This window comes from Agromyces sp. LHK192, from assembly GCF_004006235.1.
Classification (GTDB): domain Bacteria; phylum Actinomycetota; class Actinomycetes; order Actinomycetales; family Microbacteriaceae; genus Agromyces.
This window is the reverse complement of sequence record NZ_CP034753.1, coordinates 1,199,725-1,221,219: the sequence shown is the minus strand read 5'-3', so window position 1 is coordinate 1,221,219 and position 21,495 is coordinate 1,199,725. Positions and strand designations below refer to the sequence as shown.

Sequence of the window (21,495 nt, the reverse complement as noted above, 5' to 3'; positions counted from 1 at the left end):
TTCGCCGTTGATTGGGAGTTGACCGACCTTATGCCGATCATGTCGATCCCACCTCGGGTCGTCGTTGTCGGTGCCGTGCGCTCACGAGTCGGTCCGGGGCGTACGCCCGTGCGAGAAGGCGCGCCAGCGCAACCGGATCCTTCGAGACGGTGCGCCTGTGCTTGGTGAGAATTTGTCGAAGGCTTCGTTGTCGGACCTCGAGGGAGCCTTCGGAGATGCTATCTGTCTGCCGATGGAGCGTTGCTCCGATCAGCGGTAGATGTACGAACTCGACATCGGCCTCGATCAGCGCGAGCCAGAGATCCCAGTCTTGGAACCGAGGCAGGGAGGTGTCGAACGGGTTCGATCTCGCGAGGTCGACGGGCAAGAGTGCAGTCTGCATAGACGCGATGTTGCCCCGCAGGAGGGTTCGCCCCGGATTCGAAACCCGGCCCGATGGAACCACCTCGATGATCCCTGACCGGAAGATCACGGCGTGCGACGTGAACACCACTCGCTCGGGCGCGGCCCTTGCGACCACCGACTCGAGGAAACCTGGATCCCATTCGTCGTCGGAGTCCTGGAACGCTACCCAAGCGCCTCTCGCCGCGGCGACACCGCGATTGCGAGCGCTCGGAGCGCCCGCGTTCTCCTGCCGGATGAAGCTGACCCGCTCATCGCCCACCTGTTCGACCAACGCTGCAGTGTCATCGGTGGAGCCGTCGTCGACGACGATGAGCTCGAGTTCGCGATGGGTCTGCGACAGGACGCTCCCGATCGCTCGCTCGATCAGGCGCGCCCGGTTGTACGTCGGGAGAATCACGCTGACGTACGTCATCTCGACCTCCGCACGAGATGCTCCCCCGATGCGAGTGCACTTGTTATCGCGAAACGCATCCAAACCCCCGCCGTGACGACCGCATCCGCGATGAGATTCCGCCGGCTCACGTGATCGCGATAGAAGATGAGCATGCTCTTGTGAAAGTGGTAGTTCAGCTTCAATGGCCGGCGACCGTCGGTGCTTCCCCCTTTGAGGTGATGCGCGACGACTCGACCGTCGTACACGACGCGCCAGTTCTGGTCGAGGAAGCGTGCGCACCAGTCGAGGTCCTCGCCGTACATCCAGTACCGCTCGTCGAGGAGGCCGACGTCGCGGAGCGCTGACGAACGGATCAGCATGAAAGCGCCGTTCACCGCTTCGACGTCGGCGATGTCCGTTTCCTGGACGTCCGGGCGAACGTAGGCCGAACCCCTGCGACCGATCAGCCTCAACGCGAAATACTTCGCGGCAACGACGGGCGACGGAAAGGATCGCTTCGCGGCGTGATCCAGCGTGCCATCGGCAGTGAGCAGTCTGCACCCGATGACGCCGATCGTCGCGTCCCGTTCCATGACGTCGATGAGGTGGTCGATCGTGCCGGGTTCGAGTCGGGTGTCTGGATTGAGTACCAGGACGTAGGGAGCGGTCGATCTGCGCAGCGCGACGTTGTTGGCAACTGCGAATCCGTCGTTCGATGCGCGAGCGATGACTTCGACCCTCGGGTAAGCAGAACGAACTGCCTCTGCCGTTCCGTCCGGCGAATCGTTGTCGACGACCAGGACCCGGAACGGGACGGCGGGCTCGTTGTCGAACAGGCTGTCGAGGCAGTGCGTGATCAGGTCTCTGCTCGCGTAGGTGACGATCACGATGTCGAGCGCCGTTGATTTCATCAATACGCTCCGTCCTTCCTCACAACTGCCCGGGCAGTCCGCCAAAGGATGGCCACGTCGCCGGTGATCGACCAGTTCTCGACGTAATACAGGTCGAGTCGCACGCTTTCCTCCCAGCTCAGGTTCGATCGTCCGCTCACCTGCCAGAGACCGGTCATCCCCGGTTGCACGAGCAGCCGGCGATGGGCCCCTCGGTCGTAGAGCTCGACCTCCGCGGCAACCTGAGGCCGCGGTCCCACGAGGCTCATCGACCCACCGATGACGTTGAACAGCTGCGGCAATTCGTCGAGCGAGTATCTCCGGAGAACCCGACCGACGCGGGTGATCCGTGAGTCGTTCTCGACCTTGAAAAGCGGGCGATCCGCCGTCCCTTGCGCCTCGAGAAGGGCCGCGAGCTGCGCGTCGGCCCCCACGACCATCGAGCGGAACTTCAGCATTGCGAACGGCTCGCCATCCTTTCCGATTCGACGTTGGCGATACAGCAGTGGGCCTGGAGAGGATCCCTTCACCAACGCCGCGACGACGATGAACACCGGCGAGAGCAGTGCGACGATACCGACGCCGAACACGAGGTCGAACACCCGCTTCGCGACCAGCTTGCGTCCCTCGAACTTCGGCGTCTCCACGTGCATGAGCGGCAATCCGGCGACGGGGCGGGTGCGGATGCGTGGGCCACCGATGTCGATCAGGCTCGGTGCGACGACGAGATGCTCGGCTCCGGGCATCAGGCCCCAACTCAATTCCTTCACGCGCTCGGGGCCTAGCTCGTCTGCGCTGGTGATGATCACGGTGTCGGCGCCGAGGTCGCGCATCACCGCGAGCGCCGTCGTCGTTCGTGGGATCACCGGCACCCGCGTGCCCGGAAGCTGGTCGGCCGGTGCGTCGGTCGCGCAGACCCCGACGACGCGGTATCCCGCCTCCGGAGCCCGCGTTAGCTCGCGTGCGATCGTGACCACCGACGACCACGATCCGACCAGCAGCACGCGCGACGAGAGCTGCCCACGGCGGCGCATCATGCTCAGCCACTGCCGCCAGGTCCATCTGGAGAGCAGCAGCACCAGCACGCCAAGCGGGAACGCGATCAGGATGTAGCCGCGCGCCAGGTCGAGGCGGAACAGGAACGCGACGATCGCGACGAGACCGAACAGGCGAAGCGCGCTGTCGGCGATCGCCCGATACTCCTGAGTGCCGACCCCGAGCACGCGCGGCGAACGCGTGTCGTACAGCTCGAGCGCGATCATCCACGCTGCGACGATCACGAAGGAGACCACGGTGTAGCTGAGCGGGATGTCGTTCGCTCCGCTGAAACCCGACACGGCGTAGTCGAGTCCGAGCCACGCGATCTGCACCCCGAACACGACCCACACGAGCACGAGCAGGTCAGTGATCCGCACGCGCGTGGCGAGGTGCGACGCCCACTCCGTCGTCGTGGACATCTTCGCGATCGGCCCAGTCGCGCGCATCACCACGTCGCACCCCCGTCGGCCGATCGGGCGATGGCATCGCCGGCCCACACCCACACCGTGCCGTCCCCGGCGACATCGATCGCCGTCTCCCCCGGAGCGACCGCTACTGCCACGCATTCGCCGATCGCCCCACCGCCCGCAGCGATGACCCGCACCCCGTCGCAGTCCGGCGAGCCAGCCACGGCCACCAGGAACGCGTCGGTTCCCGCGGCCACCGCGACCGCATCGGCGACAGGGTCGACGGCAACCCAGGTGACACCGGCATCCGCGGTCGTGAGCAGCAGGCCGTCCTCGCACAGCACGACCGCCTCGGAATCATTGCGACCTGCGAGGTCGGCCACCCCGTCGCGGCACGGCGTGGTCGCGAGGCCGCCGGGAGCGATCGCCCGGCCACCGTCGGCGATCCAGGTCGGCTGGAACTCGGCTGCGGGCTCCCAGTCGATGCCGCCGACGAACGTCCAATACGCGGTGACCGCACAGGTCGCGGCATCCCGGGCGATCACGACGATCGGATCCTCCGGCGCCTGCGCGACCGCGCGAGCGTCGGTGAACTCCGTCGCGCCGGTCGCCCACGTCGCGCCGCCGTCGGTCGTCGACTCGAAGCTCGCGCCGACGCTCGGGCACGACCCTCGGGTGCCGCGGAACGCGGTCGCCCCGTCGACCGCGTAGAGGTAGCGCGCGGAGGGCACGACCGCGGCGGTCGCGGCCGCCGGCATCGTCGTCGCCGGCACCGTCGAGTCGGCCGCGGCGGTCTCCCGCGCGGGCAGCGTCGGCATCGTCTCCGCGGCCGGCGATCCGGCATTCCTCCCGACCGAGGCCAACGCCCACCACACGAGCGCCGTGTCGACGAGCACGAACACGACGAGCGCGACGATCACGACCGGGGTCGCGGCGAAGGGGCCCTTTCCGGCATCACGTGCCATCTCCACCACCCCACCCGGATGGAGCCGGCGACGGTTCGGCGAACCCGGCGATCGCGAGATCGATGAGTCCGGCCGCCTCGGCATACACCTCGGGTGGGCGGCGATAGGGGTCGACGATGTCGTCGTCCTCCGGGAACGCGGGCGGAGCCGCGAATCCGCGCTGGGTGGGCGCGGTGGCGATCAGGGCACGGAACAGGTCATCCGGCGGGGTCGGCAGTTCGGCCCCGACGACGGAGGCCACCCGCGCGAACTCGCGCAGCGTGTAGGCCCGGCGTGCCGCGGCCGGAACGAGCGACGCCACTTCGGCGCGGTGCGCTCGAGTCGCCGTGAGGATCAGCTCCGATCCGCGAATGAGCGCGTCCGTGAGCTGACGCGCGCGGTGCGGCATGGGTTCGACCCCCAGCGCGGCCAGCGCATCCATCGCCTCCGGGGTCATCGGCTCGCCGACCATGGCACGAGTACCGGCGCTCGAGACCTCGGCGGAGACGCCGATGCCGTCGAGCCTGGCCTGGAGCAGTTGCGCGGCGATCGGCGAACGGCAGATATTGCCGGTGCAGATGACGAGCACCTCCATTCAGCCCACCGACTCCCTGGGCGCATACCCGTATCCGTAGCCGTACCCGTACCCGTACTTGCCGTAGCCGTACGCGTCCGGGCCCTTCGTCGGCAGCATCGTGAGCACGATGCCCGCGGCCTGCGCGTCCACGTTGGCGAGCACGTCGAGTGCACCCTTGAGCTGACCCTTGTGCGCTCGGCCCGCCGCGACCACGACCAGTGCCGCACCCACCGCGCGGGTGAGCACCGCGGCATCCGTCACCGGCAGCAGGGGTGGCGCATCGAAGATCACCACGTCGAACGCGCGGTTGAGCTCGCGCACGACCTCGAGCATCGCCGTCGACCCGAGCAGCTCCGACGGATTCGGTGGTACCCGACCGGCAGGCAGCACGAACATCTGGTCGCGACCCCACGGTTGGATGACGTCGGCGAGCTGGGCGCGCCCGATCAGCAGGTCCGTGAGACCCACCGCCCCCTCGATCCCGAGGTACGACGCGACCTTCGGCCGCCGCAGGTCGCCGTCGACGAGCAGCACCCGGCCACCGGCATCCGCCACGGCGATCGCGAGGTTCGCCGCCGTCGTCGACTTGCCCTCCGACTCGATCGACGACGTCACGACGAACGCGCGGTCACGGCGGTCGAGGTCGAGGAACTGCAGGTTCGTGCGCAGCGAGCGGAACGACTCGGCGCGCGGCGAGTGCGGGTCGGCGTGCACGATGAGCGGCCGCTCCTTCGCCTTCGGATCGAAGACGATGCCGCCGATCACCGGAGTGTCGGTGATGAGCTCGATGTCGCGCTCGCTGCGGATCCGCGTGTCGAGCGTCGCGCGAAGCACCGCGATGCCGACACCGAGGGCGAGCCCGATGAACGCCGCGAGCACGAGGATCAGCGGAACGTTCGGGCTCACGGGCTTCTGCGGCACCGCCGCGTGCTGCACGAGGGTGAGCTGCACCGGCGACCCCGTGGTGGCCTCCCCCGCGGCGTTGGTCGCCTCGGTCGTCTCGATCGACTCGACGACCGTCGTCAGGCTCTCCGACACGCCGGTCGCGATCTCCGCGGCGAGCGCCGGGTCGGCATCCGTCACGGTGATCTCGATGAGCGTCGTGTCCGGCAGCGGCACAGCGGCCACCTTGCGCTCGAGCTGCTCGCCGGTCATGTCGAGTTGCAGGTCGCCGATCACGGGAAGCAGCACGATCGGCGTGGTGGCGAGGTCGGCGTACGTCGCGACGCGCTGCTGCGTGAACGTGCTGCCCTGCGTCAGCTCGCCGATCGTGCCGCCGTTCGACGTCGACACGAACACCTTCGCCGACGAGCTGTACTGCGGGGTCTGCATCAGGGCGTAGACGGCACCGACGCCGACGCCGAGCAACACGCACGCGACGATGACGATCCAGTTCTGCCGCAAGATGCGGATGTAGTCACGCAGCTCCACAAGCCCCCGCTTCGTCAGTCCCCACTGATGTGTTGCTGCGTTCATGCTCCCACATGGGAAGGCGCGATCCGCAAGGCGGGCGACGTTAAATCTGCGCGCGCCCGCATCGGGCCGCCGTCGCGCCACGGCCCGCCGCTACGCTCGCGTACGTGGAGCGGCATGGAACGTCGGTGCGGATGACGCCGGTCGCGCTCGGCATCCTGCTCGCGATCGCGGGGATCCTGATCTGGACCTGGCTCGTCCGCACGGTGATCCTGCCGCCGGTCGTCCAGGCGCTCGGCGCCTACCTCGTGGTGTGGATCCCGCTCGGCGCGTGCGCGTGGGCGGGGCGACGGCGCGCAGCCCTGCGCGTCGCGAGCAACCCGCGCGAATCCGCGGGCGCCGGCATCCCATCGTTCGCGTTCCGCCCGATCGACCTGCTCTGGGGCGCCGGCATCGGCCTCCTCCTGCGCGGCGTCGCCACGTCCATCGAGTTCGTCGCGACCGGGCGGATGCCGGCCGGCGGCGCGGCCGTGCTCATCGACCCGACGACCGCGTGGCTCGTGCTCGTCGTCGCGCCGATCCTCGTGGCCCCGTTCGTCGAGGAATGGTTCTTCCGCGGCACCACGCTGCCTGTGGTCCGCGACGCGACGGCATCCGCCGGTGCATCCCGAGTCTCGCCTCGCGTCGCGACGGCGACCGGTGTCGTGGTAAGCGCCCTGCTGTTCGGCCTGCTGCACGCCGTCGAGGCGCCCTCGCCGACGAGCGCCGTCGTGACCGCGGCATCCGCGCTGTGCCTCGGAATCGCGGTCGGGGCGCTGGTCGCGTTCACGAACCGGCTCGGCGGGGCGATCATCGCGCACGCCGTCTTCAACGGCACGCTCATCGCGCTGCTCGTCTGACGACGACGCCGGGCGTCGACGGACGCGACGGCAGGGTCGTCAGACGACCGGATGCCCGTTCAGCACGCCGCCCGACTCCTGCAGGTAGCAGACGCCGCACAGCGATTCGTACGTGACCTCGACGCCGTCGATCGCCACCTGGTCGCCGTCGAACACGTACACGCCGTCGATGCGGCGGCCGTTGAAGATCGCCTTCCGGCCGCACCGGCAGATGGTCTTCAACTCCTCGAGGCTGTGCGCGACCTCGAGGAGTCGCCGGCTGCCGGGGAACGCGACCGTCTGGAAGTCCGTGCGGATCCCGTACGCCAGCACCGGAACTCCCTCGAGCAGCGCGATGCGCAGCAGGTCGTCGACCTGGCGTTCGGTGAGGAACTGCGCCTCGTCGACCAGCAGGCAGCTCACGTCCCGCCCCGTCTCGGCCTGCACGCGCACCCGATGCTGCGCGAACGCGGCGAGCACGTCACCATCGGGCGCGATCGTGAAGTCGACCTCCCGGGCGACCCCCAGCCGCGACACGATCTCGCGGTCGCCCTTCGTGTCGATCGACGGCTTCGCGAGCAGCACCTCGTGCCCGCGCTCCTCGTAGTTGAACGCCGCCTGCAGCAGGGCTGTCGACTTGCCCGAGTTCATCGCGCCGTAGCGGAAATAGAGCTTCGCCATGCCGTGTTCGCCGTTCGGATCTCAGGGTGGTGCGGCCGCTTCGGCCCACCCGATCGTACCGCCGGCTACTCCACCCGGTATGCGAGCGACACCGAGAGCCGTTCGCCGTCGACGGTCGCCGATGCGCGGAACCCGACCGCCTCCGCGATGGCGATGAACCGCCCGAGCTCGCGCCGCGACGCCGGATGCTCCCCCGCAACGGCCTCCACGACGAGCATGCCGCCGCCCTCGTCGTCGTCGCGCTCCACGAGCACCTCGATCGCCCGGCAGCGCCCGCCATCGCCGAGGAACCTCAGCAGCGCCGCGACCGCGGCCCGGTGATCGTCGGGAAAGCCCCGCGCGTCGCGGTCGTGGTCGACGACCGTCACCGGCGTGCCCGAGGCATCCGACACGATCCCGGCGAGATCGTCGAGCCAGGTCGAGTCGATGCCGGCCCGGAGGGCGCGGTGCAGGGACTCCGAGAGCTCCCTCGCCCGATCGGCGTCGTCGACCGAGATCCGGTCGGCCGTCATCACCTGCACCAGGAACGGCAGCACCTCGCGGTCGAGCACCGAGACGCGCGAGAGCCGGTCATCGGGCACCAGTCCGGCCTGCATGCGCCGGTCGCGGTCGAGCACGTCGCGATTGACCTCGCGCTGCCACGAGAGCACGCCGTGCACCACGACCGCGGAATACGCCGCCGCCGCCGCCGTGAACGCGAGTACAGCGGTGACCACGACCACCACGTTCGCGGCGAGCGGGCGCTCGACCGCACCGTCCGTGCGGACGACGCCGATGACCAGCACCGACAGCACCCCGGTCGAGAACAACCCGGCCGCGGCGAGCGCCGACCAGGTGGTGAACGGCGCGAGCGACAGCAGCAGCAGCCCGATCACCGCCGGCCCGTAGTCGTCGAACAGGTACCGGTTGTGCCCGACCGTCGAGAGGTACTCCGCGATCGCCGCCGCGATCGCGAGGATCACGACGAGCCCCAACCGCTCCGCCGTGAACGGCGCCAGCTTGGGTGCGGTGCCCACCGCCGCCGCGGTGCCCGCCGCGACGGTCAGCAGGATCCCGACGGCGGCCGCCACCGGATCGACGATGTCCCCGACGTGCCAGATCGTCATGCCCGTTGCGAAGACGGTCGCCATGGTCGCGCCGATCAGCGTGATGCCGCGCGACGAGATCGCGCCGACCGGGTCGACCGCCTGCTGGCTGAGCCGGAGCATCCGACTCATCCGGGCACCTCCGTCGGTACCGCCAGGACGATGGTCGTGCCGACGCCCACGGTCGACCAGATCCGGGCGGTGCCCCCGACCTGTTCCATCCTGCCGACGATCGACGTGCGGATGCCGATCCGGTCGCTCGGCACGGACGCGAGATCGAACCCCGCACCCGAATCGATGACGGCGATCGTCACCTCGCCGCCGCCGAGCCCGACGAGCAACTCGACGTCGTCGACGCCGGCATGCCGCCCCACGTTCACGAAGCACTGTGCCACCGCGGCATCGAGCGCGAAGCGCCGCTCCTCGCGGAGGAGGCCGACGACCTGCGGCGATCCCGTCGTCCGCACGCGGATGCCGGCCGTGACGGCTGCCTCCGACGCCCTCGGCAACGCCGCGCCGGCGTCGGTGCCGTCGTCGGCCGGCATGGTCGGGCCGTGGCCGATGCCGGCGCCGGCATCGACGCCCGATGCGGAGTCGGGGGCGGGCTCGGGCGCGGGTTCGGCGGCGGGGCGGTCCATCGCCCAGTCCCGCCCGATGATCAGCTCCAGATCGCGCCGGATACCCGACCGCAACGCCTCGTCGACCCGACCCGACCCGTTCGCCGCGATCTCCATGAGGTGGCTCATGGCGATGTCGTTGAGGCGGGCGAGGGCGCGAACCTCGTAGTCGTGATGGACGCTGACCTCCCTCGCCTGCCGGCTCGCCTCGTCGAGTCGCGCGTGGTCGCGCGGATGCGCGCTCCTCGTCAGTCCGTCGTACGTGCGGGCCACGACCACGAGCACCAGCACCATCGCGGGCACCGCGCTCAGCTGCCAAGGGAAGTCGGCGACGAGGCAGCCGGCGACCACCGCGGCCTCGCCGAGCACGAAGCCGAGCACCGTCCAGAGGAGCGCGATGCCGGTGCCGGCGCTCGTCCCGCCGACGAGCACCATCGCCGCGATCGGGAGCGAGATGATCGGATTGTCGATCTCCGGGAACGGCGAATCGGGTTGGAGCGCGAGCACCGTGAACCCGAACACCGTCGCGACGCCGACCGCGAAGAACACCATGATGCTGAGCAGGCGCGGTCGGAACATCACGAGCAGGAGTGCCGCGATCATCACGACGGCGGCGGGAAGCACGACGAGGCGGCCGTCGATGTCGAAGTCGATCGTCGACACCACGGCGAGTGCCATCGTGCCGAGCAGGCAGAAGAACGCCGCCGACTGCGCTGCGCGATTGAGCCCGCGGCTGAGCGTCGTACGCGCCTGTTGCTCGGGCAGCCCCAGCGCCATGTGTCCGTGTCCTCCGGAATACCTCTGTCGCCAGAAGTATGGCATCGGGATCGGCGCCGGCGCTCGCGAACGTCGGATGTGCGGACCCGGATCGACGAACGGCGGTATTGCGGCGATGAACGGTCCCGGCTCAGGCCGGGACGCCGGTCACCGGCAGATCGAGCTCAGAACAGTGCCGACGGGTCGGGCGGTGGCGCGAACTCGGGAGCAGCCATCGCGGTTCGCGGTCGCCGCGTCGCACGCGTCCCGCGTTCGATTGCGCCCTCCGTAGCGCTCGACCGCACGCCGCCGGTCGCCGGATCCGGCACTCGGGTCGACAACCCGTGCGCGCGCAGCAGCGGACGCATCCGCTCGCCGAGCCACGCGCGATACGCCTTGGGCGCGTACGCGTTGCGCCCGTAGTACATCGACGTGTACTTCGGCACGAGCTCGGGATGCTCGCGCTCGAGCCACTGCATGAACCACGGTTTCACCGACCCCCGCAGGTGCAGGGCCGCCCAGGTGACGTGCGTCGCTCCCGCGGCCTTCGCGCGGCGGACGGCGTCGTCGAGGTGCGCACGCGTGTCGGTCAGGTAGGGCAGCACCGGCATGAGGAACACGCCGCAGTCGAACCCTGCGTCGCGGACCGCGGTGACGGTCTGCAGCCGCGCCTTCGTCGACGGGGTGCCGGGTTCCACCGACTGCTGCAACTCGTCGTCGTACACCGCGATCGACATCGCGAGGTCGACGGGCACGTGCTCGGCGGCGGCGGCGAGCAGCGGCAGGTCTCGGCGCAGCAGCGTGCCCTTCGTCAGGACGCTGAGCGGCGTGCCGCTCGACGCGAGCGCGTCGATGATGCCCGGCATGAGCGAATACCGCCCCTCGGCGCGCTGGTAGGGGTCGGTGTTCGTGCCGAGCGCCACCGGCTCGTGCCGCCACGACGGCCGCGCGACCTCCTTCTTCAGGACGTCGGCGACGTTCACCTTCACGATGATCTGCCGGTCGAAGTCGTCGCCCGCGTCGAGGTCGAGGTACTCGTGCGTGGGCCTGGCGAAGCAGTTGTGGCTCACCACGCCCGCCGCGATGAAGTCACCCGTCGTGGTGGTGATGTCGATGAGCTCCCGCTCGCCGTCCAACTGCTCGATGGCGACGACCCGCAGGTCGGCCATCGTCTTCACTGCACCGCCGAGGAGAGACATCTTCCTCGTGATAGCGGGCTGTGCCACGGCGAAGAACGCGTTGCGTGCCGCGAGCCCGCCACGCAGGCGAACATTCGCGACGCCGTTGGTTCGAGGAGCCTCGCGGACGAACGGCAACGAGTACGCAGCGAGCCCATCCTCGATGGCTCGGAGAATGGTCTCGTCGGAATTCGCGATGCGAAGAACTCCTCGGCTACATGAACCTTCTGCGTCGAATACTCCCCCAAGGAACCCTGCCTGCCATTCGACGCCCGGTTGACTCGGCCATTCGATCAGCTCGACGATCTGGTCGAAGTGGGCGGAGCGGGCGGTCCGGATCGCGGCCATCGCGCGCCGAGTCGACGTCGCGGGGGCGAACTCGTACCGGTGCACGCTGATGCCGAATGCGGCGAGGTAGCGCTCAGTACGTTCGAGGCCTTCGCCGTCGGCGAGCGCCAGCCGGAACAGCGAGACGCGGTTTCCACCGCCCGACCGCCGGGTGTACTCCCTGCGGATCATCATTCCGTCGCCCCTGATCATCCCGGTCAGGTAGCCCCGCATGTACTCGCTCGTCTCGATGCTCGTGACACCTACGCCGCGCGTTCCGAACCCGAGGAGCGAGTTGTTGAGCGTCAGGTGCGGTCGCGTGCCCGGGCCGCGAGCTGAGCCGACGACATACTTCCAGCCTCGCTCCGTGAGGAACCGGTGATCACCACTCGCGACGATCTTCGTGCCGTCGGCGAGCGAGATCCGATATGCGGGCTTTCGAGTCGTCCACTTCGCGAGCACGGTCGACGCCGTGAACCGGCGATACGAGCCTTGGAGTTGTGTGCCGACGACCTCGTCGCCGACCCGGATCTCCGACAGCGGCTTCTGCCGCCCGTCGCTCATGGTGATCGGCGTCGCCGGGTCGAGGCAATACGCACATGCATGCGAGCATCCCCGGTACGGGTTGATCGTCCAGGCGAACGGCATGGCCGATTGCCCGGGCACGTGGTTGAGCGCCGACTTCGCGAGCACCTCGTGGAAGGTCATCCCGGCGAACTCGGGCGTCTGCACCGACCGCACGAGGTTGTTCAACCGCGCGAGGCCGGGCAGCGCGTCGACCTGATCGACCCCGAGTTCCTGCCCGCTCCACCGCACACCCGTATTCGAACATACGTTCGAACCGACTGCAAGTCGCCGCGCCCCCTCGCCCACGCCCGTACTCCGGATGCACCCTCCGACGCGCCGCGCCGCAGCAGGGCGGGCACGGCGCGCCGGGCGTGGGGATCCGGAGTACGGGCGAGCGCAGCAGACGACGGATGCCGCGCCGCCCGACCCTGCGCGACGGCGCTGTGCGACGGCCCTGTGCGAGGACGCTACGCGACGGCCGCCGTCGCGCCCACCACCTCGCCCGCCTCGAGTCGCAGCTCGCCGCCCGACCATCGTCGACGCAACCAGCGGTCGTGGCTCGCGACCACCACCGCGCCGGGGTACGCGCCCAGCGCATCCTCGAGGTCGGTCGCGAGTCCGAGCGAGAGGTGGTTCGTCGGCTCGTCGAGCAGGAACACGTGCGGCGGCCGCGCGATCACCAGCGCCAGCGCGAGCCGGCGTTGCTGCCCGACCGACAGGGCGCCGACCGGGCGATCGGCGTCACGCGGCGCCACCAGCCCGAGCGACGCCAACGGCACCTGCTGGGCGCGCCGCTCCCCCAGCGCCCGCTCGTACAGCGCGCGCGGGGAGGCATGCGGATCGGCGAAGCGCACGTCCTGCTCGAGCAGCCCGACCCGCAGGCCGCGCCGCCGGTGCACGGCGCCGCCGGTCGGCCGGGTCCTGCCCGCGAGCAGGCCCAGCAGCGTCGACTTGCCGGCGCCGTTCGCTCCGGTCACGAGCAGCCGCTCGGTCGGTTCGATGCGGAGCGCCCCGACGTGCAGGCGGTCGTCGACCGAGGCATCCGACACCTGGATCAGCAGGCCGCCCTCGTCGGCCAGCGCGTGCGATCCGCTCGGGATGCCCGCGAACGCGAGGGGCTGCGGAGGCTTGCGCACCTGCTCTCGGTCGAGCGTCTCGAGCCGGAGCAGCGCGTTGCGAACGCGCCGGCTCACCTGCTGCTCGACCCGATCGCCGCGACGCCCGAACGCCATCTTGTTGCGATCGCGCATCGGCCCGTCGTGCGAGACGTTGCGCGCGGTCTCGTCGACCGCGAACCGGAGCCGGCGCAGCTCGTCCTGCTCGTCCTCGTAGCGCCGCTCCCAGCGCGCGCGTTCGTCGGCCTTCACCCGGAGGAACTCGGTGAAGCCGCCGCCGAACACCGTCGCGCCCACGACCGGCGCAGCGGATGCCCCGCCACCGCCACCGCCACCGGCACCGGCCGACGCCGTGCGGGCCGTCGGGTCGAGGTCGAGCAGCCCCGTCGCGACGCGATCGAGGAACGCCCGGTCGTGACTGGCGAACACGACCGGTCCGCGCCACGCGCGAAGCCGTTCCTCGAGGAACGCCACCGCGGCATCGTCGAGGTGGTTCGTCGGCTCATCGAGCAGCAGCGCGTCGGGCGCCCGCAACAGGAGGGCCGCGAGCGCGAAGCGGCTGCGCTGGCCGCCCGACACCTCGCCGATGCGGCGACCGTGGTCGATGCCGGCCACGCCGAGCCCCTCGAGGAGTTCGTCGCGCCGCGACTCGGCCGACCACACCTCGGCGCGCTCGGCGGCATCGAGCGCGGCGGCATACCGAGCGGATGCCGCGGCATCCGGTGCGCCCGAGGTATCCGAGGCGGCATCCGACGTCGTCGCCGACGCGAGCGCGGCCGCGGCGGCGTCGAGTTCGCGTTCGATCGCGCGCACCTCGGCGAGGGCGTGCTCGAGCAGGTCGGCGATGCGGTCGGTGGGATCGAACGCCACCTCCTGCAACAGCAGGCCGATGCGCGCAGGTCGCGTCAGCGAACCCGACGCCTCGACCGAGGTGTTCGACGCGGCATCCGATGCGGCATCCGACTCGTCGCCGACCTCGCCGTCACCGGCGAGCAGGCGCAGCAGGGTCGACTTGCCGACCCCGTTCTCGCCGATCAGGCCGAGGCGCTCGCCGCGGGAGACGGTCAGGGACAGGTCGGCGAACACGCGGTGCGCGCCGTAGGCGACGGAGAGTCCGTCGGCCCGGAGATGATCTGAATGGAAGGTCTGTACGGGCATGCGAGCCCTTTCGCGAGAATGCCCCCGGGCGGACGCCCGACGTCGATGACGGACGACCGGTTCGCACGGCAAGCGAGGCCGGTACGGCCGCCCGGGAGCGGAACGGATGACTCCCGCCGGGATTTCGCCGGACGCACGGGTGCACGGGCAACGCTGTCGCGATCAGCGGAACGGGTACACCACACAGGTCAACGGCGCCTCAGGCGCGGGAACGGTGGGTGTACTCACTTCATAGCGGGGTCGACTGTAGCAGATCGACCTGCGAAGACGGAAGTGCTCGGTTCAGGCGGCGAGCTTGAGGGCCTTCGCCGTCGCCGCGAGCGACTCGGCCGCGACCGCCGCGTCGTCGTTGAGCTTCACGCCGTAGTTCGGGATCATCTCGCGGATCTTCGGCTCCCAGCCGGCGAAGCGGTCGGGGAAGCAGCGCCGCAGCACGTCGAGCATGATCGGCGCAGCGGTCGACGCGCCCGGCGAGGCGCCCAGCAGGCCGGCGATCGAGCCGTCGGCACCCGTGATGACCTCGGTGCCGAACTGCAGCACGCCGCCCTGCTCCGGGTCCTTCTTCATGACCTGCACGCGCTGACCCGCGGTGATGAGCTCCCAGTCCTCGCTCTTCGCAGTGGGCATGAATTCGCGCAGCGCCTTCATCTTCGCCTCGCGGCTCGCGAGCAGTTCGCCGACCAGGTACTTCACGAGGTCGAAGTTCTTCAGTCCGACCTGGAGCATCGGCCCGAGGTTGTGCAGGCGCACCGAGAACGGCAGGTCGAACCACGTGCTCGACTTCAGGAACTTCGGCGTGAAGCCCGCGTACGGACCGAACAGCAGTGCCGTCTCGCCGTCGACGACGCGGGTGTCCAGGTGCGGCACCGACATCGGCGGGGCGCCGACCGCGGCCTTGCCGTACACCTTCGCCTGGTGCTGCGCGACGATCTTCGGATTCGTCGTGCGCAGGAACTGGCCGGAGATCGGGAACCCGCCGAAACCCTCGATCTCGGGGATGCCTGAGTGCTGCAGCAGTGCGAGGGCCCCGCCGCCGGCACCCACGAAGACGAACCGGGCGCGAACCGCGTCGGGGGTGTTGCCGACGAGACGGCGGAGCTTCAGGTCCCACTCGCCGTCCTTCCGGCGCTTGAGCCAGGTCACCTGCGTGTCGGTGTGCACCTCGGCTCCGCGACGCTGCAGGTCGTCGAAGAGGAACCTGGTCAGCGCACCGAAGTCGACGTCGGTGCCCGCGGCGATGCGGGTCGCGGCGACCTTCTGCTTCGGGTTGCGCTTCTTCGCGAGCAACGGGGTCCACTCGGCGATCTGCTCGACGTCCTCGGTGTACTCGAGGTCCGGAAACAGCGGCTGTCCCTTGAGCGCGTCGACGCGCTTGCGCAGGTACTCGATGTTCTTCGCCCCGTGCACGAACGTCATGTGCGGCGTCGAGTTGATGAACGACGACGGCTCGGGCAGGTCGCCCCGTTCGACCAGGTGCGCCCAGTACTGACGGCTGATCTGGAACTGCTCGTTGATGCTCACGGCCTTGGCCGGATCGACCGAGCCGTCCTTCGCCTCGGGCATGTAGTTCAGCTCGCAGAGGGCGGCGTGACCGGTGCCGGCGTTGTTCCACGCGTTCGAGGATTCCTGGGCGACCTCGCCCAGTCGCTCGTAGACCCTGATGCTCCAGTCCGGCTGGAGCCGGGAGAGGAGGGAGCCGAGCGTGGCGCTCATGATGCCCCCGCCGATGAGTACGACGTCGACGGTTTCCTCTGAATGCACGACTTCCAGTCTATGACGAGCCGAGGATGCCTCTTGACCACGGGCCCCCGCTGCGCTAGCCACCGACGGGCATCGTGACGGAACGGTTATGCCCCCAGCGGGATCGCCGCCGTCGAGATCTGCATCTCGAGCCGGTCGCGGATACGGCCGACGAGCAGCCGCCGGGCGCCGTCCAGCACGCCGTCGGGCCCGATCCCGCTCGCCCGGATCGGCACGCCCGGGTGCATCGCGAGATCGGAGCGCTCGGCGACGAGTTCGGCCAGCCGCGCGCCCCCGGCGACGCCGGTCGGCCCGCCGAGCACGACGACCTCCGGGTCGATCAGCGCGACGATGGGAACGACCGCGAGCGCGACGCGGTCGGCGAGCGCCGCGAGTGCGCCATCCTGCTCCGGAAGGCCCGCCAGCACCTCGGCGAGCCGCGCGCCGGGCTCGCCGAGCAGTCGCGCGACCGCGCGACCGCCGAGCAGGTCGGTGTAGTCCTCGGCCGCGGGATCGAGCCGTGCGGCGCTTCGCGGCACCTCGAGGTAGCCGATCTCGCCGGCGCCGCCGACCGCGCCGCGCTGCACGAGGCCGCCGACGTCGGTCGCGACGCCGAGACCGTCGCCCATCCAGAGCAGCACGAAGCTCGAGGCATCCGTCGCCGCCCCGCCTGCGCGCTCGGCCATCGCGGCGAGGTTCACGTCGTTCTCGAGCACGACCTCGGATTCGAGCGCGAGTTCGATGCGTCGGCGCGCACCGACGGCCGGCCAACCGGGCAGCGTGTCGGTGTACGAGATGACGTCGCCGTCGGCGTCGTACGCCGCCTGCACGCCCACGGTGACGAGCCGCACCGCGCCGGGGTCGATGTCGGCGACGCGGCACGCCGCCTCGACGGCGCGGCGCACATCACCCTCGGGTGAGCGCGAGGCCCGATCGTGCGGCACGATCGCGATCGGATGCTCCGCCCCGACCACGTCGACCAGGGTCGCGCGCGCCTCGTCGTTGAGCATGGCGACCGCGACGCCCGCGATGCGATCGGTGCGCACACCGTAGCTGACCGCGTTCGGACCGCGGCCGGCCGAGACCTCGCCGACCGCACGGATCAGGCCCACCCGTTCGAGGCGGCTGATCATCTGCGCGGCGGTCGGCTTCGACAGGCCCGACAGCTCCCCCAGGCGCGCCCGGGTGAGCGGGCCGTGCTCGAGCAGCAGCCGGAACGCCTCACGGTCGTTGCGCGCGCGCAACCACGTCGGTGTCCCCGCGTCGATCTCGGCCATCCTCGTGCCTCCCCTTCCAATGGTCGCGCTCCCACCGGATCGCGCGCAAAACGACGGCGGCGATCCGCAGGAACGCGGGCACCGCCTGCCGCCCGCCTCCCGCCCCCCGCTTCCCGCCTCCCGGGACGGTTCCCTTCGCTCGGGACCGCCGCATCCGCCCGTCCCGAGCGACGGGAACCGTCCCGACAACGGATGCCGGGACGCTCAGCGGCCGCTGCGCACCTCGTCGCGGAGCGCTCCGAGACGCTCGGGGTCGGCCGCGGCCTCGAGCAGCCGACGGGTGTACTCGTGCTGCGGGTCGAGGATCACCCGGTCGGACGCACCCCGCTCCACGATGTCGCCGCGGTACATGACCAGGATCTCGTCCGAGAAGTGGCGCGCGGTCGCCAGGTCGTGCGTGATGTACAGCACGCCGAGCCCCTGCTCGCGCTGCAGGTCGGCCAGCAGGTTCAGCACGCCCAACCGGATCGACACGTCGAGCATCGACACCGGCTCGTCGGCGATGATGAACCGCGCCCCCGGTGCGAGCGCCCGCGCGATCGCGACGCGCTGACGCTGCCCACCCGACAACTCGTGCGGGCGACGCTCGCGGAACCGCGACGCCGGCGAGAGCCGGACCCGCTCGAGCAGCTCGTCGACGCGGGCATCCACCTCGGCCGACCTCAGTCCCGGATGGTGCAGGCGGATCGGGCGCTCGAGGTGGTGCGCGATCGAGTGGAACGGGTTGAGCGACGCGAACGGGTCCTGGAAGACCATCTGCACCTCGGATCGGTACCGCTCGAGCGCTCGCCCACGGCGGCCGCTCGGCGTGCCGTCGAGCAGGATCTCCCCGGATGTCGGCGTCTCGAGCTTCAGGAGCATCTTCGCGATCGTCGACTTGCCGCTGCCCGACTCGCCGACCAGGGCCACCGTGCGACCCGGCTCGAGCGTGAACGAGACATCCCTCACCGCGTGCAGCGTCGTCGAACGCAGGCCGTTGCGCAGCGTGAAGTCCTTGACGAGGTTGCGGGCCTCCAGCGCCCCGTTCATGAGGCGACCTCCCGCCGCTGACCGGCGCCGTGCAGCGCCGTGCCGTGGAGCGCGCCGTCGTGGAGCCCGCCTGCGCGCAGGAACCCGCCGCGCTCGCCGCGCAGGCTCGGGAAGCTCGACAGCAGGCGCTTCGTGTACTCATGCTTCGGCGCCCGGTAGATCTGCTCGGCGGTGCCGATCTCGACGATCTCGCCCTGCAGCATCACCGCGATGCGATCGCTGATCTCGATCAGCAGCGGAAGGTCGTGCGTGATGAACACGACGGCGAAGCCGAGCCGCTCGCGCAGGCGCATGATCTCGCGGATGATCTCGCGCTGCACCACAACGTCGAGCGCGGTCGTCGGCTCGTCCATGATCATGACCTGGGGGTCGAGGGCGAGCGCCATCGCGATCATGACGCGCTGGCGCATGCCGCCCGACAGCTCGTGCGGGAAGCTCGCGAGCCGATCCGGGTCGACGCCGACGAGCTGCAGCAGCTCGCGACTGCGCGACCGGCGCTCGGCGCGCCGCATGCCCGGGCGGTGCGTGCGGAACACGTCGTCGAGCTGCGCCTTGACGCTCAGCACCGGATTCAGCGAGTTCATCGCCCCCTGGAACACCATCGACACCTTGCTCCAGCGGAACGCGCGCAGATCTTCGGCGCGGAGCCCGACGACGTCGATGTCGACGCCGTCGCGATCGTGCAGCACGACCTCGCCGCCGGTCATGATCGCCGGCGGCTTCAGCAGCCGGTTGAGGCCGTAGGCGAGGGTCGTCTTGCCGCAGCCGGACTCCCCCGCGAGCCCGAGGATCTCCCCCCGGTGCAGCGTGAGCGACACGTCGCGGACCGCCAGCACGGGCGGGGCGACCTCGTACTCGATGCTGACGTTGCGCGCGGTCAGGACGGGGTCGTTCATGCTCCGGCCTCCTCGGCGCCGACGATGCCGCGACCGGCCTTCGCCGCCTCGCGCTGGCGGCGCGCGTGGTCGGGTGCGATCCGCAGCTTCGGGTTGATGATCTCGTCGATCGAGAAGTTGATCATCGCGAGGCCGCCCCCGAGCAGCGCGATCAGCAGCCCCGGAGGTACGAACCACCACCACGCGCCCGTGCCGAGCGCCTGCCCGGTCTGCGCGTCGTTGAGCATCGTGCCCCACGTGATCGAGTCGGTCGCGCCGAGGCCCAGGTACGACAGGCCGGCCTCGCCGAGGATCGCGAAGATGATCGCGAACAGGAACTGCGCGGCGAGCAGCGGCAGCAGGTTCGGGAGCACCTCGACGAGGATGACCCGCACCGCCTTCTCGCCCGACACGCGAGCCGCCGACACGTAGTCGCGCGCCCGCAACGACCGGGTCTGCACGCGCAGCACCACCGCGGAACCCGCCCAGCACGTGATGCCGAGGACGAAGGCGACCAGCAGCCAGCTGCGACCCGGGAAGTAGGTCGCGATCACCATCACGAGCGGCAGGCCCGGGATCACCAGCATGATGTTCGTCACGACGTTGAGGCTCTCGTCACCCCATCCGCCCACGTACCCCGCGAGCACGCCGAACACGATCGACAGGGTGAGCGCGATGAGGCCGGCGATGAGGCCGATCATCAGCGAGCCCTGCGTGCCGTGTGCGAGCTGCGCGAACACGTCGTAGCCGAGTTTGGTCGTGCCGAGCAGGTGCTCGGGCGACGGCGGCTGCAGCGACGGGTTGTCGCTGTCGCGCGGGTCCTGCACGAACAGCGGTCCGAGCACGCCGAACAGCACGATCGCGCCGACCAGTCCCACGCCGATGAGCAGCTTCGCCGACCTCCGCGGCAGGAGCTGGCGGATGCCCCGCCGCGGCGCGCGCGCCGGAGCGGTCAGCCCGGCATCCTCGATCGCGGCGCTCGAGACCGTGAGCGGCGTCGGAACGGTGGGCGGCGACGGCGTCGGCACGGTCGCCTGCGACGGGACGGCGGTCTCCGGAGCAGTGGTCGTCGGAACGTCGAGCGGCGTCACCGCCTCGGCGACCTGCTGCTCGCGCAGGTCGGGTCCGGTGGTCTGCGTCTCAGGCATGCTGGCGGGCTCTCGGGTCGATGGTCCCGTAGACGAGGTCCATGATGAAGTTGGCGGCGAGCACCGTGATGGTGATCACCAGGAACACGCCCTGCATGAGCGCGTAGTCGTTGTTCTGCACCGCCTGGAACATGAGCTTGCCGACCCCGGGGTAGGTGAACACCTGCTCCATGACGATGGACCCGGCGACGACGGTGCCGAGCGTGATCGAGAATCCCGCGATCGACGGGATCGCCGCGTTCCGGGCGGCGTAGGCGCCCAGGATGCGACGCGGGCGGAGGCCCTTGGCCTCGGCGGTGACGATGTAGTCCTCGCTGAGCGTGGACACCATCATGTTGCGCATGCCGAACAGCCAGCCGCCGACCGAGCTCAGCACGATCGTGAGGGCGGGCAGCGTGCCGTGCTCGATCACGCTCGCGACGAACGCCCAGCTGGGGTCGGGGCCGGCTGGGAACTCGAAGACGTCGTACCCGCCGATGATGGGGAACCAGCGCAGGTTCACCGCGAAGATCGACACGAGGATCAGGGCGAGCCAGAAGTACGGGATGGATTGCAGCACCGTCGTGGACGGCACCAGGTGGTCGACCCAGGTTCCGCGCCGCCACCCGGCGATCGCGCCGAGGCCGACGCCGAGGACGAACGAGATGATCGTCGCCAGGCCGACGAGCCCGATCGTCCACGGCAGGGCGTTCGCGATGAGCTCGCTCACCGGGGCCGGGTACTTGGTCACGGAGACGCCGAGGTCTCCCTGCAGCAACCGGCCCCAGTAGGCGACGTACTGGTCCCAGAGGGACGAGTCGTCGTCGGACGAGCCCAGCATGAGCTGGATGTTGCGGATGGTGGTCGCGCTGATCTCACCGTTCCGTTGCAGCTTGGCGATCATGATGTCGGCGGGGTCGCCGGGCATCAGTCGCGGCAGCAGGAAGTTGAGCGAGATCGTCGCCCAGAGGGTCACGAGGTAGAACGTGATCCTTCGTGCGTAGAACTTCATGGTGAGGTGTGCGACTTCCCTGTCTC

Annotated in this window: 18 protein-coding genes; 1 reads left to right on the top strand and 17 read right to left on the bottom strand. The window is 70.1% G+C overall.

Translation table 11 applies throughout. The annotated features are described in order from the left end of the window. Positions 1-37: 37 nt before the first annotated feature. From ELQ40_RS05440 to ELQ40_RS05415, 6 genes are read right to left on the bottom strand one after another with little or no spacing between them, the layout of a single operon-like run. Positions 38-817, bottom strand: a complete 780-nt coding sequence (locus ELQ40_RS05440; RefSeq protein WP_127792773.1) for a glycosyltransferase family A protein — start codon at positions 815-817, stop codon at positions 38-40. Further along, the gene (locus ELQ40_RS05435; RefSeq protein ID WP_127792772.1) at positions 814-1,689 is read right to left on the bottom strand and encodes a glycosyltransferase family 2 protein; all 876 of its coding nucleotides are present in this window, start codon (positions 1,687-1,689) and stop codon (positions 814-816) included. Before ELQ40_RS05435 ends, ELQ40_RS05440 begins: the two co-directional genes overlap by 4 nt. Then, positions 1,689-3,125, bottom strand: a complete 1,437-nt coding sequence (locus ELQ40_RS05430) for a sugar transferase (RefSeq protein WP_255424723.1) — start codon at positions 3,123-3,125, stop codon at positions 1,689-1,691. Before ELQ40_RS05430 ends, ELQ40_RS05435 begins: the two co-directional genes overlap by 1 nt. Positions 3,126-3,151: 26 nt before the next feature. After that, positions 3,152-4,078, bottom strand: a complete 927-nt coding sequence (locus ELQ40_RS05425) for a hypothetical protein (protein ID WP_127792771.1) — start codon at positions 4,076-4,078, stop codon at positions 3,152-3,154. After that, positions 4,068-4,652 (bottom strand): low molecular weight phosphatase family protein, encoded by a 585-nt coding sequence (locus ELQ40_RS05420; RefSeq protein WP_127792770.1) that lies wholly within the window; start codon positions 4,650-4,652, stop codon positions 4,068-4,070. The genes ELQ40_RS05425 and ELQ40_RS05420 overlap by 11 nt, the downstream gene beginning before the upstream one ends. After that, a complete protein-coding gene (locus ELQ40_RS05415) occupies positions 4,653-6,110 on the bottom strand; it encodes a polysaccharide biosynthesis tyrosine autokinase (protein ID WP_240665954.1) in 1,458 nt (485 codons plus the stop codon). A 104-nt stretch (positions 6,111-6,214) separates the two neighbouring features. Here ELQ40_RS05415 and ELQ40_RS05410 point away from each other — a divergent pair, with 104 nt between their 5' ends. Further along, entirely contained in the window at positions 6,215-6,946 is a 732-nt protein-coding gene (locus tag ELQ40_RS05410) for a CPBP family intramembrane glutamic endopeptidase (protein ID WP_127792769.1), read from the top strand. Between the two features lie 39 nt (positions 6,947-6,985). Here the strand turns inward: ELQ40_RS05410 and ELQ40_RS05405 are convergent, their stop codons facing one another. The 11 genes from ELQ40_RS05405 to ELQ40_RS05355 all read right to left on the bottom strand — a co-directional run bounded on the left by ELQ40_RS05405 (position 6,986) and on the right by ELQ40_RS05355 (position 21,469). After that, positions 6,986-7,606 carry a thymidine kinase gene (locus tag ELQ40_RS05405; RefSeq protein ID WP_127792768.1) on the bottom strand — a complete coding sequence of 207 codons (621 nt, stop codon included), beginning with the start codon at positions 7,604-7,606 and terminating at the stop codon, positions 6,986-6,988. Between the two features lie 65 nt (positions 7,607-7,671). Beyond that, on the bottom strand, positions 7,672-8,823 hold the full coding sequence (locus tag ELQ40_RS05400) for a hypothetical protein (RefSeq protein ID WP_127792767.1): 1,152 nt from the start codon (positions 8,821-8,823) through the stop codon (positions 7,672-7,674). Further along, positions 8,820-10,085: a sensor histidine kinase gene (locus tag ELQ40_RS05395; protein ID WP_127792766.1), complete on the bottom strand. Its 1,266-nt coding sequence runs from the start codon at positions 10,083-10,085 to the stop codon at positions 8,820-8,822. The genes ELQ40_RS05400 and ELQ40_RS05395 overlap by 4 nt, the downstream gene beginning before the upstream one ends. A 164-nt stretch (positions 10,086-10,249) precedes the next feature. Then, positions 10,250-12,385: an intein-containing Rv2578c family radical SAM protein gene (locus tag ELQ40_RS18935; RefSeq protein WP_205649436.1), complete on the bottom strand. Its 2,136-nt coding sequence runs from the start codon at positions 12,383-12,385 to the stop codon at positions 10,250-10,252. 218 nt (positions 12,386-12,603) lie between these two features. Further along, on the bottom strand, positions 12,604-14,409 hold the full coding sequence (locus ELQ40_RS05385) for an ATP-binding cassette domain-containing protein (protein WP_127792765.1): 1,806 nt from the start codon (positions 14,407-14,409) through the stop codon (positions 12,604-12,606). Positions 14,410-14,691: 282 nt separating this feature from the next. Then, positions 14,692-16,233, bottom strand: a complete 1,542-nt coding sequence (locus tag ELQ40_RS05380; protein WP_127792764.1) for a malate:quinone oxidoreductase — start codon at positions 16,231-16,233, stop codon at positions 14,692-14,694. Between the two features lie 23 nt (positions 16,234-16,256). Then, positions 16,257-17,426: an ROK family transcriptional regulator gene (locus ELQ40_RS05375; protein WP_127792763.1), complete on the bottom strand. Its 1,170-nt coding sequence runs from the start codon at positions 17,424-17,426 to the stop codon at positions 16,257-16,259. Positions 17,427-17,630: 204 nt separating this feature from the next. Further along, positions 17,631-18,455 carry an ABC transporter ATP-binding protein gene (locus tag ELQ40_RS05370; RefSeq protein WP_127792762.1) on the bottom strand — a complete coding sequence of 275 codons (825 nt, stop codon included), beginning with the start codon at positions 18,453-18,455 and terminating at the stop codon, positions 17,631-17,633. Beyond that, a complete protein-coding gene (locus ELQ40_RS05365; RefSeq protein WP_127792761.1) occupies positions 18,452-19,351 on the bottom strand; it encodes an ABC transporter ATP-binding protein in 900 nt (299 codons plus the stop codon). The genes ELQ40_RS05370 and ELQ40_RS05365 overlap by 4 nt, the downstream gene beginning before the upstream one ends. After that, the gene (locus ELQ40_RS05360) at positions 19,348-20,478 is read right to left on the bottom strand and encodes an ABC transporter permease (RefSeq protein ID WP_127792760.1); all 1,131 of its coding nucleotides are present in this window, start codon (positions 20,476-20,478) and stop codon (positions 19,348-19,350) included. The genes ELQ40_RS05365 and ELQ40_RS05360 overlap by 4 nt, the downstream gene beginning before the upstream one ends. Then, a complete protein-coding gene (locus ELQ40_RS05355) occupies positions 20,471-21,469 on the bottom strand; it encodes an ABC transporter permease (protein ID WP_127792759.1) in 999 nt (332 codons plus the stop codon). The genes ELQ40_RS05360 and ELQ40_RS05355 overlap by 8 nt, the downstream gene beginning before the upstream one ends. Positions 21,470-21,495: the final 26 nt, after the last annotated feature.

What these genes read in the sequence shown, in the direction of transcription:
- ELQ40_RS05365 (WP_127792761.1), bottom strand. Translation starts at nt 19,351, where the DNA reads ATGAACGACCCCGTCCTGACCGCGCGCAACGTCAGCATCGAGTACGAG.
- ELQ40_RS05375 (WP_127792763.1), bottom strand. Translation starts at nt 17,426, where the DNA reads ATGGCCGAGATCGACGCGGGGACACCGACGTGGTTGCGCGCGCGCAAC.
- ELQ40_RS05405 (WP_127792768.1), bottom strand. Translation starts at nt 7,606, where the DNA reads ATGGCGAAGCTCTATTTCCGCTACGGCGCGATGAACTCGGGCAAGTCG.
- ELQ40_RS05420 (WP_127792770.1), bottom strand. Translation starts at nt 4,652, where the DNA reads ATGGAGGTGCTCGTCATCTGCACCGGCAATATCTGCCGTTCGCCGATC.
- ELQ40_RS05425 (WP_127792771.1), bottom strand. Translation starts at nt 4,078, where the DNA reads ATGGCACGTGATGCCGGAAAGGGCCCCTTCGCCGCGACCCCGGTCGTG.
- ELQ40_RS05360 (WP_127792760.1), bottom strand. Translation starts at nt 20,478, where the DNA reads ATGCCTGAGACGCAGACCACCGGACCCGACCTGCGCGAGCAGCAGGTC.
- ELQ40_RS05435 (WP_127792772.1), bottom strand. Translation starts at nt 1,689, where the DNA reads ATGAAATCAACGGCGCTCGACATCGTGATCGTCACCTACGCGAGCAGA.
- ELQ40_RS05440 (WP_127792773.1), bottom strand. Translation starts at nt 817, where the DNA reads ATGACGTACGTCAGCGTGATTCTCCCGACGTACAACCGGGCGCGCCTG.
- ELQ40_RS05430 (WP_255424723.1), bottom strand. Translation starts at nt 3,125, where the DNA reads ATGTCCACGACGACGGAGTGGGCGTCGCACCTCGCCACGCGCGTGCGG.
- ELQ40_RS05395 (WP_127792766.1), bottom strand. Translation starts at nt 10,085, where the DNA reads ATGGCGCTGGGGCTGCCCGAGCAACAGGCGCGTACGACGCTCAGCCGC.
- ELQ40_RS05370 (WP_127792762.1), bottom strand. Translation starts at nt 18,455, where the DNA reads ATGAACGGGGCGCTGGAGGCCCGCAACCTCGTCAAGGACTTCACGCTG.
- ELQ40_RS05415 (WP_240665954.1), bottom strand. Translation starts at nt 6,110, where the DNA reads ATGAACGCAGCAACACATCAGTGGGGACTGACGAAGCGGGGGCTTGTG.
- ELQ40_RS05355 (WP_127792759.1), bottom strand. Translation starts at nt 21,469, where the DNA reads ATGAAGTTCTACGCACGAAGGATCACGTTCTACCTCGTGACCCTCTGG.
- ELQ40_RS05400 (WP_127792767.1), bottom strand. Translation starts at nt 8,823, where the DNA reads ATGAGTCGGATGCTCCGGCTCAGCCAGCAGGCGGTCGACCCGGTCGGC.
- ELQ40_RS05385 (WP_127792765.1), bottom strand. Translation starts at nt 14,409, where the DNA reads ATGCCCGTACAGACCTTCCATTCAGATCATCTCCGGGCCGACGGACTC.